This window comes from Nocardia acididurans, assembly GCF_016741815.1.
Taxonomy (GTDB): Bacteria; Actinomycetota; Actinomycetes; order Mycobacteriales; family Mycobacteriaceae; genus Nocardia; species Nocardia acididurans.
Map to the genome: position 1 here is coordinate 1 of NZ_JAERRJ010000019.1, position 12,406 is coordinate 12,406.

The 12,406-nt window shown below is 64.3% G+C and carries 14 protein-coding genes, 3 pseudogenes and 1 other annotated feature; of the genes and pseudogenes, 8 read left to right on the plus strand and 9 right to left on the minus strand.

Features of this window, described 5'->3' with window-relative positions; all coding sequences use genetic code 11:
• The first annotated feature begins 37 nt into the window (after nt 1–37).
• The 4 genes and pseudogenes from JK358_RS35460 (at nt 38) to JK358_RS35475 (ending at nt 3,288) form a co-directional block, all read left to right on the plus strand.
• Nucleotides 38–534 (plus strand): annotated as a pseudogene (locus JK358_RS35460) (UbiX family flavin prenyltransferase).
• Between the two features lie 6 nt (nt 535–540).
• On the plus strand, nt 541–1,104 hold the full coding sequence (locus JK358_RS35465; RefSeq protein WP_201957137.1) for a nitroreductase family protein: 564 nt from the start codon (nt 541–543) through the stop codon (nt 1,102–1,104).
• Nucleotides 1,089–2,027, plus strand: a complete 939-nt coding sequence (locus JK358_RS35470; protein WP_201957139.1) for a 2OG-Fe(II) oxygenase family protein — start codon at nt 1,089–1,091, stop codon at nt 2,025–2,027. The genes JK358_RS35465 and JK358_RS35470 overlap by 16 nt, the downstream gene beginning before the upstream one ends.
• Nucleotides 2,028–3,039: 1,012 nt before the next feature.
• The gene (locus JK358_RS35475; RefSeq protein ID WP_201957142.1) at nt 3,040–3,288 is read left to right on the plus strand and encodes a hypothetical protein; all 249 of its coding nucleotides are present in this window, start codon (nt 3,040–3,042) and stop codon (nt 3,286–3,288) included.
• A 115-nt stretch (nt 3,289–3,403) separates the two neighbouring features.
• On the opposite strand, the gene JK358_RS35480 is transcribed toward JK358_RS35475, so the two are convergent.
• The 5 genes from JK358_RS35480 to JK358_RS35500 form a co-directional block, all read right to left on the minus strand.
• Nucleotides 3,404–3,694: an integrase core domain-containing protein gene (locus tag JK358_RS35480; protein WP_201957145.1), complete on the minus strand. Its 291-nt coding sequence runs from the start codon at nt 3,692–3,694 to the stop codon at nt 3,404–3,406.
• Nucleotides 3,695–3,713: 19 nt separating this feature from the next.
• Nucleotides 3,714–5,114, minus strand: coding sequence for an IS30 family transposase (locus tag JK358_RS35485; RefSeq protein WP_201957148.1), 1,401 nt, complete (start codon nt 5,112–5,114; stop codon nt 3,714–3,716).
• Nucleotides 5,115–5,146: 32 nt separating this feature from the next.
• Nucleotides 5,147–5,782, minus strand: coding sequence for an IS3 family transposase (locus JK358_RS35490; protein ID WP_201957150.1), 636 nt, complete (start codon nt 5,780–5,782; stop codon nt 5,147–5,149).
• Nucleotides 5,690–5,818 (minus strand) — a sequence feature (AL1L pseudoknot). Its footprint overlaps the gene before it by 93 nt.
• The gene (locus tag JK358_RS35495) at nt 5,779–6,105 is read right to left on the minus strand and encodes a transposase (protein ID WP_201957165.1); all 327 of its coding nucleotides are present in this window, start codon (nt 6,103–6,105) and stop codon (nt 5,779–5,781) included. It overlaps the preceding feature by 40 nt. Before JK358_RS35495 ends, JK358_RS35490 begins: the two co-directional genes overlap by 4 nt.
• A gap of 236 nt (nt 6,106–6,341) precedes the next feature.
• On the minus strand, nt 6,342–6,656 hold the full coding sequence (locus JK358_RS35500; RefSeq protein WP_504739729.1) for a DUF4158 domain-containing protein: 315 nt from the start codon (nt 6,654–6,656) through the stop codon (nt 6,342–6,344).
• A 192-nt stretch (nt 6,657–6,848) separates the two neighbouring features.
• On the opposite strand from JK358_RS35500, the pseudogene JK358_RS35505 reads away from it, so the two are divergent.
• Nucleotides 6,849–8,009 (plus strand): annotated as a pseudogene (locus JK358_RS35505) (IS3 family transposase).
• A 148-nt stretch (nt 8,010–8,157) separates the two neighbouring features.
• On the opposite strand, the gene JK358_RS35510 reads toward JK358_RS35505, so the two are convergent.
• Complete coding sequence (locus JK358_RS35510) at nt 8,158–8,466, minus strand: MarR family winged helix-turn-helix transcriptional regulator (RefSeq protein WP_269811974.1); 309 nt, start codon at nt 8,464–8,466, stop codon at nt 8,158–8,160.
• Nucleotides 8,467–8,796: 330 nt separating this feature from the next.
• Between JK358_RS35510 and JK358_RS35515 the strand changes: the two genes are divergently transcribed.
• Both JK358_RS35515 and JK358_RS40725 read left to right on the plus strand, forming a co-directional pair.
• Nucleotides 8,797–8,985, plus strand: a complete 189-nt coding sequence (locus JK358_RS35515; RefSeq protein ID WP_201957174.1) for a hypothetical protein — start codon at nt 8,797–8,799, stop codon at nt 8,983–8,985.
• 308 nt (nt 8,986–9,293) lie between these two features.
• Nucleotides 9,294–9,917, plus strand: a pseudogene (locus JK358_RS40725) (UbiA family prenyltransferase); the annotation flags it as partial.
• Nucleotides 9,918–10,257: 340 nt separating this feature from the next.
• On the opposite strand, the gene JK358_RS35525 reads toward JK358_RS40725, so the two are convergent.
• From JK358_RS35525 to JK358_RS35535, 3 genes are read right to left on the minus strand one after another with little or no spacing between them, the layout of a single operon-like run.
• On the minus strand, nt 10,258–10,659 hold the full coding sequence (locus JK358_RS35525; protein ID WP_232852475.1) for a hypothetical protein: 402 nt from the start codon (nt 10,657–10,659) through the stop codon (nt 10,258–10,260).
• A 26-nt stretch (nt 10,660–10,685) separates the two neighbouring features.
• Nucleotides 10,686–11,252, minus strand: a complete 567-nt coding sequence (locus JK358_RS39695) for a hypothetical protein (RefSeq protein WP_232852476.1) — start codon at nt 11,250–11,252, stop codon at nt 10,686–10,688.
• Nucleotides 11,253–11,293: 41 nt separating this feature from the next.
• Nucleotides 11,294–11,551 (minus strand): hypothetical protein, encoded by a 258-nt coding sequence (locus JK358_RS35535; RefSeq protein ID WP_201957181.1) that lies wholly within the window; start codon nt 11,549–11,551, stop codon nt 11,294–11,296.
• Between the two features lie 490 nt (nt 11,552–12,041).
• Between JK358_RS35535 and JK358_RS35540 the strand changes: the two genes are divergently transcribed.
• Complete coding sequence (locus JK358_RS35540; RefSeq protein ID WP_201957184.1) at nt 12,042–12,392, plus strand: hypothetical protein; 351 nt, start codon at nt 12,042–12,044, stop codon at nt 12,390–12,392.
• Nucleotides 12,393–12,406: the final 14 nt, after the last annotated feature.

Sequence of the window (12,406 nt, forward strand, 5' to 3'; positions counted from 1 at the left end):
AGCGTTGCGGGACTTGGGGATTGAGTCGCATCTAGTGATGAGTCAGTGGGCAGAACGGACGCTGCGTATCGAGACGCAGTGCTCCGTGGACGAGGTCCGGGAGCTCGCCGATAGTTTCCACCGGCACAACAACCAGGCCGCACCGGTCTCGTCGGGCTCCTTCCCTGCTGACGGGATGGTGATCATTCCGTGCAGCATGAACACTCTTGCGCGTTGGCGCACGGGATTACCGACAACCTGATCGCGCGGGCCGCCGATGTGATGGTGAAGGAGCAGCGCAAGCTCGTCCTCGTCCCTCGGGAGACTCCCCTCAGCTCGATTCATCTGCGAAACATGCTGACACTCAGCGATATCGGCGTGTCGATCGTGCCGCCGATGCCCGCGTTCTACAACCACCCCCGCGGTCTGGACGACGTGGTCGATCGCATCGTCGCTCGAGTACTCGATCAGTTCGGTATCGACAACGATCTGACCATCCGGTGGGGAGTCAGATCGCACGCCGGCAGGGAAGCGATCGCGAACGGTGCGGGGTGAGCGACAGTGGAACTGACACAGGCTATTCGCGAACGGCGCACCGTTCGGCAGTTCGCGTCGACCCCGATACCTAAGGCGCTCCTGGTCGAGGTGGTCGATCTGGCGTGCTGGGCACCGTCTGCGGGTGGACAGCAGGGATATCGGTTCGTTGTCGCCGCGGGCAGTGCCCGCAACGAGATCCAGGCGCGTGTCGCTGCATCACTGCCGCAGATCCGCCATCTGGTCGAGGCCGAGTTCGCGCATGACCCGGCACTCGCCGAGGAGGTGGTGACCTTTCACGAGGCTTTCGGTGGTGCACCGGTTCTCGTGCTGGCTTTCGCGGGCCACGACGCCGAGGGCGGCCCTGAAGTCCTGTCAGTCAGCGCCGCGATCCAGAATCTGCTGCTCGCCGCGCACCAAGCGGGGTTGGGTACCGCGTGGACCGGTTTTGCCACATTCAACACCGAGATCGCGACGATCGTCGGTATGGCCGGCAGACCGTTGATCGGGATCATCCCGATCGGGTACCCACTGAGCACTCCGACGCCCCGTCCACGAGCCGAAGGACGGGTCCAATGGCTCGGGTTCTGAACTCACGCACCGTCGTCGCCGACTTGCCCTCGAGCGTCGACGACGGTGCAGCGCAACAGATCCGGAATCTGCTTTGCAGGACCGGTTATGTACTTATTCAACCGATTTCGCCGCTGAGTGTCGTCGCTCGCGCGCACGCCGCAACAGCGGAGTTCTTCGGTCTCGCGGCAGAGGACAAGGAACGATTCGTTCCGCCGCCGGGGCATTTCCTCGGGTATCGAGGCATCGCGACCGAACGTGGTTCAACCGACGAGCCGCATCGGCCCGCAGACCTCAAAGAGCGGTACGCACTCGGGCGAGCGCCAGCGGAGCATCCCCGCAACGACACGGCGGACAACGCCGATGATCTGGTGCGGCGGATGGATGAGGTCCTGGCTGAATACGCGGCGACGATGGACGGGCTTACGGCGTCGATTCTGCGAATCTTGTGCCCTGCCTTGGAGATACCTGCGGACTTCTTCGATGCCCCGATGGCTGGTGGTCTGGCTTTTGTGGTCGCGCTGAACTATCCGAGGCAGTCCGGTGGCCTCACACCGGTCACCGACCAGCTGCGTGCCGGGCCGCACCGAGATCGCTCCTGCCTGACGATTCTCACCGGCCATCCCGACCAGCCCACTACGGGGCTGCAGTTCCACACCGACCGCAGATGGACCGAGATGGTGGTTCCCGCAGGGGCATTGCTGGTGAATATCGGAAGCATGCTGGAGGACTGGACAGCTGGGCGGCTCTCTGCCCCGCTGCACAGGGTTCGTAATCCGACAGGGAATGGGGCGGACAACCGAACCCGTCAGACTCTGGCGTACTTCGCAAACCCACGGTCGGAGATCGTGCTCGATCCCATCCGGTCAGGTGATCGCCCTGCGCATCGGGGGCAGACGGTCAGCGAGTACCTTGCGTCGATGTTCGCGCTGCACACGAGCTGAGCGACTGGTGGCCGCCGGCGGGGAGTCCATTCGGTCGGGTGCGGGCAATGGTTGACCTACCCGTTTCGGTCGCGGGTGTTCACGTTGTGGTGGCACCCGGTGCACACGCCTGTGGCCCCTACGCGAATGTCGTACTCGACTTCGAACCTCCCATCTCGCCGGGATCGGTCAGCGTGGTGTGCTCGGCACCGGAATCTCGCGTACCGAAGTGCTATGGCGAGGCCTTGACTCGCGGGGTGATTGAAGGGCTGAACGGCGTAGCGGCCGCGGTAGATGTCGTAGACGGGCGGTTTCATATCGTCGATGCCCGAGAAAGCGCGTACGTGCTTGCGGGACATCAGGCTGCGCGGGCGGCGCTGGTCGCGGCAGGACTACTTGCGGCTGCCCACGCTGAGTTGCGATGGGTGGTTTTGCCTGCTCTGGGACAGTCGAGGGCGTCGCGCCTGGATTCGTGAGTGTCGTTCGTTCGCTGGGTCGCGAACGTGGACAGTGTTGGAGATGCTCAAGCAATCGACGCAAGTCACGGTTCGGTACAACATGGCCGGGGCGCAGGTATGGCGAGATGGTGAGATCAGACCAGCAGATTCCATCTGCTGGTCGATCAAGCGGAGCTGTACACCCGAGGTCGGGTTGCACCTGTTGCGGCGCTGGCTGATCAAAGCGACGACTGGTTCGCCTCGGATCCGAAGACGCGCCCGGCCACGACACGTGACGAAACTGCCCCAAAGGATATTAAGCCACCCCCGGACCGAACTGCCCGCCATCGGCCCGCCCACACACACCACCGAAATACGGGACCGGCCCGGGATTCCGTGCACCACGTGCGCGCTCTTTCCCGGCCAACCGGTTCTGGCCGCCGATAACATTCACTTATCGGAGGTCAGGATTGGCAGCTCCACCAATCTTTCGGTTATTTTCGTTTGGTTGGTTACGTCACTTTGCAACGTAACCAACCAAACGATTCCTCATTGGGTTCGTCCCGGCATTGCGTGCCGCCGAAGACCATCCGCTCGTGCAGGCCGTCATCGAGAGCCATCCCGGCCATCCGCAGTTCACCGGGGCCTGGCAGCAGTCATGCGCCACGTCGACGACACGTTCTCCACCTGCAAGTCTCGGGCTGGACTTCTCCGTAGTCCCCGTCACCCCCGTCACCGGTCACGGCCTGCTGTGGGGACGGGGGATCTGGAATGCGTCAACAGCGACTGAAAGCCTCGATGGTCTCGAATGTGAGGCGGTCATCGCGATGCCGTTCACGTCCTGACTCCCCCGAGACCGATACGGGGGTAGTGGCGCATCCGTCCGGAATCCGGCGCTAAGCCCGCCAGGGGGCTGAGACCACCTGATGAACCGTCACGGGTAAGGGACCGGCTTCTGTTTCAGACCAGCGCCGGTCGGCGTGGCGATTGTTGAGAGTAGTACGCGGCTTCGTATTCGGCCGGGGTCAGGTAGTCCAGCCGGGAGTGTAGGCGGGCGTTGTTGTACCAGTCGGCCCATTCCATGAGCGCGAATTCGACCTCGGTGAGGGTCTTGAACGGGCCGTGCCGGTTGACGACCTCGGTCTTGAACAACCCGATGATCGACTCGGCCAGAGCGTTGTCATAGGCATCCCCGACCGAACCTATGGACGCCGAGAGTCCTTGCAGAGCAAGGGATTCAGTGAACTTCACCGAGGTGTATTGGCCGTATTCAATCGGTCGTCGCAACACCGGATGGTTGGAGCGATCGTAGCTGTTCGGTGAAGGCTTCGGCCGGGGTCCTCCAGCCGAGTATCTTGCGGGGTCGGCTGTTGAGTGTGTGGGCGACGGCTGCGATGTCACGCGCCGACCAGCGAGACAGATCGGATCCCTTCGGGAAGTATTGCCGCAGAAGACCATTCGTGTTCTCGTTGGTGCCGCGCTGCCAAGGACTTTTCGGGTCGGCGAAGTAGACCTTCACGCCCGTGCAGGCGGTGAACCGGGCATGGTCGGACAATTCCTTGCCCCGATCCCAGGTCAGCGACCGGCGCAACTGCGGTGGCAGCGGGTTGAGTGTCCGGGTGAGGGCATCGGTCATGGTGACGGCGCCATAGCCGGCCAGGGCGGGCCCGTTCTTGGTGCGTGCGATGGTGCCGTATCCGGCCTCGCGGGGCAGGTGGATCAGCATCGTGAACCGGGTGGTCCGCTCGACCAGGGTTGCGATCGCCGAACGCTGTAGCCCGATCACCAGATCGCCTTCCCAATGCCCAGCCACCGCCCGCTCATCGACCTCGTTGGGCCGGTTGGCGATCAATGTTTCGGTGGTGACATGCGCCCACGCCTTCTGCCGGGCACGGGCGCGCGGGACTCGCAGCGCCCGGCCACGGCGCAGACATCCGACGAGCGAACGTTCTAGTCCGCCACGGGATTCGACATAGAGAGCCTGGTAGATCGCCTCGTGGCTCAGCCGCATCGATTCATCGTCGGGGAATTCGTGTTTCAGCCGGTTGGCGATCTGCTCGGGACTCCATGCGCTCACCCACGCCCGATCGCCGCGATGCGGCTTGTTGCGGCCCTTCCATTCCGGTCCCGCCGGTCCTGCTGCGACGCGGCCGTCGGCGTCGCGGACGACCCCGGAGAGCCGGTCCTGCACGTATTCGCGCAGCCGATCGTTGACGACCAGTTTCGCGGTCTTGGGGCGTCTGGCGCGGCGTTCGGCATGCCACTGCGCGGTCGACGCCTTGTATTCCAGCCGGTAGGTGCGGGTGGAGGCGTTGCGGCGCAATTCCCGCGAGATCGTCGACGGTGACCGCCCGAGCCGCCGCGCGATCTCGCGCACGCCCGCGTCCTGCGCACGCCACAGCGCGATGTCCTCACGCTCGGCCGAGGACAGATCCCGACCCGAAACCGTCGGGGCCAGAGCAGGATTCACGCCGCCAGCATGCCGGAACCACCGGAACCCGACCGGTGAGGATACCCCCGCTTCCGCAGCGGCATCCTCGGTCATCGCCCCGCGCGCGACCGCCGCCCAGAAACTCACTCGATCCTCACGCCAGGCCACCGTCGGTCGCCCAGGCGAGGGCATCTGGCCCCGATACTCGCGAACGTCCTTCCACCGTCGAACCGCTCCCATGCAACACCTCCAAGATCGAGGTGTTGCGACGATCAGTTGAATACGGCTTGGGACCCGGCGTCGCTGTGGTGGATCAGTCCGGGCTCGATCGGATGCCCGTAATGATCACGCCGCCACACGGCCATATTGAGTGCCTTGGACACCAACGCGGTGGTTTTCGTGGCGGCGGTGGTCCAGCCAACGATGGCGCGGGAGTAGGCGTCGAACACGAACGCCACATACGCCCACCCGGTCCAGGTCGAGACATAGGTGAAATCGGCGACCCACACGCGGTTCGGCGCGAGGGCGGTGAAGTCCCGGTTGAGCTTGTCGCCAGCGCGGATCCCGTCCTTGGCTGCGATCGTGGTGCGCAGCTTGCGGCCACGCACGATCCCGTTCATGCCGAGGTCGCGCATGATCCGATCCACGGTGCAGAAGGCCACCCGGTGGCCTTTCCGGCGCAGATAGCGCGTCATTTTCCGACGCCCGTACATTTCCTCGGGCTGGCCCAGCAGATCACGTAATGCGTTCTCCACGTGCGCATCCGCGATGTCGCGGGCCGAGGGTGGCCGGCGGCGGGCCTTGCGATAGGTCCGCGGCGCGATCTGGATTCCGTGCGCCGAGAGCGCACGACAGACCGACTCGACGCCATAGACCTTGCGGTATTCGTCGATGAACCCGACGATCAACGCTGTCGCGGGTCGAGTTCCCGCGCGAAAAAAGCCGACGCCAACTTCAGAATCTCGTTGGCCTGCTTCAGATCTCGGTTTTCTTTCCGCAAGCGCGCCAGTTCCTCGCGCTCCGCCGCCGACAGGTCCACCGAACCCTTCGCGCTGGGCTGGGAGCCGTGAGTGAGCGCCTTTTTCACCCACACCCGCAGCATCTCGTAATGCACGTCGACCAGCGGGCCGATCGCCTTGGCGGCGGCATACGGGGACTCGAACTCATCGAGGCGCTCGAGGACCAGACGGACGGCCTTCTCGCGAACCTCGGGCGGGTAACGCTTCGTCATGATGGGAACCATCTTCCACTAGGAAGAAGCGGCCCCAAACCCGTGACGGTTCATGACCCCTGTTTGGCGAATCGTGGGCGGCGTTGCGGCGCTGGGTTTCATGTGCGGCTGTGTGTGATGAGGATGCGTAGTCTTCGTGCCACCCGGATTGCTCCTGCGGCGCGTACTTGAGTCCGCCGCCGGAGTCCAAGACGAAGATGCGAGACCCTTGATCATGTGGGCTGAGCCGTGCCTCTTTAGGTCGGGTGCGGAGCAGGCAATGCTGGTAGGCCCCGGGTCCACCCCCCGATGGTTGGTTCCCGCTGCCTTGCCGGTGAGCTGTCCAGCCAAGGTGGGTCCACAGCCCGCTGATCCGCGGCCTGCTTGCCTTCGACGACAAGGCGTTCCAGGGTGGCGATGCCCGGCAGGAGCGCTTTCGGGCCGTCACCGGTCGTCCACGCCTGATCGGCGATCCAAGCCGCCACCTCGGCGAAGGGCGTCAGATCGTAGGCGCGGATGATCTCGACCTGGTGCTCGTACCGCGTGGGCTTGCGATCGAGGTAGGACTTCACACACGACGCATCCGCGCGATCTCGAGCTGCTCGGCCAGAAACTCGATCACTACAGGGTCCGGCAGGAACATGCCCCAGGTACCGCACTATCACCAGGGACTGCTGCAGGATCAGGTGACAGTGTGACCTGCCCTACCTCTCGGGTTCCAGTTTCGGTGGCTAACCGGCAGCCTTCACGAGAGGCTGATCGCCATGCCACGTCCCTATCCTGCCGAGTTCCGGGCGCGAGCGGTCGCGCTGGTGCGCGCGGGCAAACCCGCGAAACAGACGGCCGTCGAACTGGGAATCCATCCGGTGACACTGTCGAAGTGGTTGCGCCAGGACGACATTGATCACGGTCTACGACCGGGCAAGTCCTCGACCGAGTCGGCCGAACTCCGTGCTGCGCGGCGGCGGATTCGGGAGCTGGAGGGTGAGCTGGCGATCGTGCGGCAGGCCGCGAAGTTCCTCGGTGAGGACAAGCCCCGCCCAAAAGGCTCTACCCGGTGATCGACCGTCTCGTCGACGCCGGGGCACCGGTGGACAGGTGTTGCCGGATCCTCGGAGTTGCCCGGCAGAACTACTACAAGCACAAACGCACCCCTGCCACGCCCACGCAGTTGCGCCGTCAGTGGCTGACCGGGCTGATCCGCGAGGTCCACGTCGCCTCCCGCGGCACCTACGGCTATCGGCGGATCCACGCCGAACTCACCCTCGCGATGCGGGTGCGGGTCTGCTCCCGGGACGGTGTCGGTCCTGATGACCCAGGCCGGCATCGACGGACTGCCGGGCCCAGTGCGGGTCAAACGCCTGCACGGTGTCGCGACTGCCGACGATCTGGTCAACCGCAAATTCCACCGCTTGCGCCCAAATGAGTTGTGGGTCACCGATATAACGCAACATCGGACGCGGGAAGGGTGGGTGTTCTGCGCCGCCGTGCTCGACGCGTTCAGCCGTCGGATCGTGGGCTGGTCGATCGATTCGAAACAGGACTCGACCCTGGTCGTCAACGCCCTGGACATGGCGATCCGCAACCGGCGCCCCGAACCCGGCGTGATCGTGCATGCCGACCACGGAACTCAGTTCACCTCTTGGGTTTTCGGCGACAAGGTCCGCTCCGCAGGTCTGCTGCCGTCGTTCGGGTCCGTCGGTGACGGGCTGGACAACGCGATGATGGAGAGCTTCTGGTCCTCGATGCAGATCGAGCTGCTCAACCGCCGGAAATGGAAGACCCGAGTCGAGCTGGCGAACGCGATCTTCGACTACATCGAGATCTTCCACAACCGCCAGCGCCGCCACTCCGCGCTCGGCTACCGCACCCCGATCGAGTTCGAACTACGCTACGAGAACGACACCATCCACGCTGTCAGTTAGCCACTGCGACTGGAACCCAAACGATGGGGCAGGTCAAGTTGTCACCTATCCATGCAGCAGTCCCAATCGAGTGGTCGAAAGCGCTGCTTGATACATAAGCAAATTCGCATAGTGTGATATTATAATCTAACGTGGCCGCATCACGTCCTCACGCCGTTCGAACGCGAACCATCTGCCCCCCTTGCTCCAAGCGGCGCGCCCGCCTGCGGTCGACATTCTCCGTCAAGATGTGGAGCAGGTGAGGAAGGTCCGCGATGTTGTCCTCCCGCAGGGCCGTGACGGTTTCCTCGGCGAGCGCGCACCACATCTCTTTGACTCGATCAGTAAGAATTCGGCCGCTCTCGGTGAGTTCCACGACACTGGCGCGTTTGTCGGAGGCTGCCGGCGTACGACGGATGTGTCCAGATGCCTCGAGCTTGCGTGCCATGAGTGTGACGGTCGGGGGCTCACAACCCAGGTCGGCGGCCCGATACCGGGGACTGCTGCAGGATCGGTGACAGCGTGACCTGCCCCTGCAACAGCCCCGTTCGCAGCGACGTCAAGAACAACGCGACCATGGAGTCTTCCTGTCCGCAGTGCAGTCCAGTCCCCGGACCGTCGGCGCTGGCCAACGCGGTTTTCGAACACGTCGAGCCGCGGCCACCAGCGCCCCTCCTACCTCTGCGAATGGCGCCCCTCAGCGGCAATACAGCGCCTGCGGTCGACAGACAACCCAGTTGCCTCCATCTGTACCCGGAACAGCACGCCAACTCTTGTGACCCCCTGCACCGCCTTCAGGGCCCGACTGTTGCGACGGGCTATTGCGGTCGAAGTACTCACGCTGCTGCTGGCGATGCTCTGCTACCTCGATAGGGTCGTCACCCTCGTGAGGGACACCACCTCGCTGTCCATGTTGACCGGGATAGCCATCGCCGTGGTCGTGGTCGTGGGAGACGCCATGCCCACCATGCGTATCGGCGTCACCTATGTCGGCTAAAGCCACAGAGGGCGAGGCCGAAAGGACGCCCACCGACACGATCGCAACGCCAGCTGAGAATGTGAGGACGCGTCGGACCGATGTGAGGACCGAATTGATGGACATATGCAGCTCCGCTCGGCTGGGTGATGGCTCGGGCGGTCGTCGAATCCGACGCCGCCCGCAACCAACGTCAACTACGCCGCTGTACAGCGGCACACCACATAATGAGCCATCGCAGTTATCCCATAACGGTCAATGCTGGGAAGCCTGCCCGGCGAGACCCCAGATCTGAATGGTCTAGACCGGCACACCTAGGCGGCACAGTCGCGCGCCTGGCCGCAGGCACAATTCCGGGTACCGACACCTTCGTTCTGTCCGACCTCACCCGCGATCTGTATATCGGTATAGCTTTCGTGGCGTTCTGTTTGGCGGCCTCGGGCATCTATCTGGTGAACGACTCGCTCGACGTGGAGGCCGACCGAGCGCATCCGACCAAACGCTTCCGGCCGATCGCTGCCGGTGTCGTGCCGGTGAATCTGGCGTACGCGCTGTCGGTGGTACTGCTGGGCGTCTCGATCCTGATGCTTGCTACCGGACCCCTACTCGGTGCGAAGGCCGGTCCCCCGGCCCTGTGTCAGACTCCGGATGCCGGATCGTGCTGTCCTGCAGGCGAGATGACGCCCGCGCGCCCGCTACGGCGGCGTGTGTGTACCGGGCGGTCCCGACCTAACGGGAAGCAGGAATCCGTTGCGCCACATCAGATATCGCACATAGGTGACTCGCAGCTGCTCGCGCAGATCATCCGGATCGAGCCCACTTCGCCGGAGTGCTTCCCGCGCACGCCAATCCATAGAGGTGATTCCGTGCCACCGGCGTCAGGGATGCCGGTGGCGGCCTCGGTGTCCGCGCACTGTCCTGGCCCCAAGAGTTCGTCCCGCCGACGTCGGTAGACCGGGCCCGGCCAGCACGTCCGGCTCGACGACCTCCCCACCTCCTGACCGACTGGTCTGCCCGTCACAGTAGCCACGACAACCCCGCAACTCACCGCGAACCCGGACCTTCTCCCCTGCAGGCGATTCGTCACACTGACGACAACCGGGCTCGGCGGCAGAGTCGAGGCATCGGCGGAACGCCGTCGGCGCGAGCGAGATCCAAAACCGCACGCGCGTCGTCGTGGTCGAGTTGGTCGCTGCCCGGCGGCCGGATCGGACTGGGCGGCGGGCTCTCGGAAACCGGAACCGGCATCCTCGGCGTGGTTCGAGGCGGCCGATTCCTCGACCGAAGTTCTGTTTACCGTTCTCTGCCTCGATCTCTGTTTCGGTGTGCGGCCTCGGTGATCGCATTCCCTCGCGGGCGTGGTGTGGGGTGTGTCGGCTGGGGGGCGGGATCGATGACGAGGGGGCTGCGCGCGGCGTGCACCTGGCGTGCGAGCGTGGCGGTGGCCACCCCGCTCAGTTCGATCAGTTCGCGGCGTGCGCTCGGCTCCAGACTGGTGTGGCGCAGTTCGTAGTCCAACAGCTCGATCTCCTTGCCGATGTCGGTGATCTCGGATTCGGGAGTGCTGCGGTCGATCCGCTTCGAGCGTTCGATGTTGTTTCTGTATCTGTCTGCGAGACTTGCCATTTCGCTGAGAACCGTTCTGCGTGGGTCATGTCGTTTCAGGGTAGGCGTGGCCCGATCGGGCTCGTGCACGGTCACACCGGATGCGCGGACGTAGTTCAGGAGTCGTGTTCGACCGCACCCACGGCGGATGCAGTATGGGCTGCGCGACGACGGGCAGCGCGCTGTCGGCACGCCGGACTGCAATATCGTGCAGGCCGGCCTGGGCCCCGGTGCAGCGGCAGTTCGCACGGACATGCCTGGCACAGCGGCTGGCCCAGGGGTTCGGTGTAGCCATGGTGCGGGCACTGGATGAGTGGTCGCTCGTTGATGCCGAGGAAGGGTTTCAGTGCCTGGCCGGCCAGTTCGAGGAACTCGTGATCGTGGGCCCAGTTCCGGTGCGCGTGTAGTGAATGCGCACCGGTCGGGGCGCGTAGCGCGGCAAGCAGGGCCTGGAAGTGCTCGACGACCGCATCACGATCGTGATCCTCATCGCGCTGGCATCGGGCAGTTCGGGCGTACCGGTAGCACGCACGCTCCAGGGCCTCGTCGAGAGTGATGTCGGGGTGGCGCAGCTCCTCGATCACACAGCTCAGTAGCATCCGATTGTCGATGTCGCGCTCGGAGTCGAATGTTTCGACAGCCCGGAACATGATTCCGCTGAAGTCCGCGACGTTGCCCACCATGGTGGCGTGGCTGGCCGCCAAGTTCTGGGATCGGTCGAATGTCATGGCTGCCCCTCCGCGGTTCGGTCGATCTCTGCAGTGTCGGAGTCTGACGGTGTGTCTTCAGTATCGGTTACCGTGCCGCTGGCCGAATGGAATCCGAATGCGTGGGCGAAGGACGCGAAAACCTGTGGCACGTCAGCCTTCTCGGCACGGCACACCGCGATGATCGACACCAACGTGAAGGCGCAGACAAAGATGAGCAACGGCCAGACACTCGCGGCGGCGAGTGACTGCAGTGCGGAAACAACGGTGGGCATCGGCATCCTCCGAACACGAAAAAGCCCCCGGCGCGGGGTGCGCCGAGGGCTTGAAGACCAAGCTATGAGTGCTGAAACAGCAAGAGCCCCAGCGTGATCGCTGGAGCTCCACGGGCACGACAAATACCCGTAACAGCGACCATATCATGCCCGCGAGCGGGGAACACACTGGTTGGCGCAGGTCTTCGAGCACAACCAATTTCGTTACGCCCTCGCGAACGGCGTGAGAAGAATCAAGACCCGAACCCCACGAGAACCGGCCCGTGAGGCCCAGTGCCGCCACAGTTCGTCGAGAGCATCTGGAGGACCTCACCCGAGGAGTTCGAAGCCGGTTGCCATCAACAGGCTCCAGCCGGAACCAGATAATCCGCTGGTCTGGATTAGCGGAACTCCGCTGCCTCGGCTGGGACGTCCTACGGTTGCGCCCTGCCGGTTCGGATCCTGGGCCAAGTCCACGTTCACGACCGCGAGCGGCGCGCCTGTCGCGTCGATGGTGTCGTTCGCCCACACCAGCGCGGACGCTGAGTTCTACATAGCGCGTCTGCGCGACAGCCGACACGCCGACTGCGCGCTGGGGTCCATGCGCAGCGCTGTGATCACCTTCGATTCTCTCGAACCGATGCCGCTGGGGCAGCGCCTCGGCGACGACAGCGTGGCGTTCCGTCTGACTTCCCACATCGACGCCGACGACGGCACGGCGCGGCGTCCGGTCACGACCACGACCGATCTCGTGTTCATCCGCGTCGGCCGGGCGATGGTAGAGATGTCGTTCGGCGCGCCGCTAACACCCGACGAGGAACTTCTCCTGACCCGGATCGTGGTCGATTGCGTTCCGGCCTGACGCCGGCCACCCCC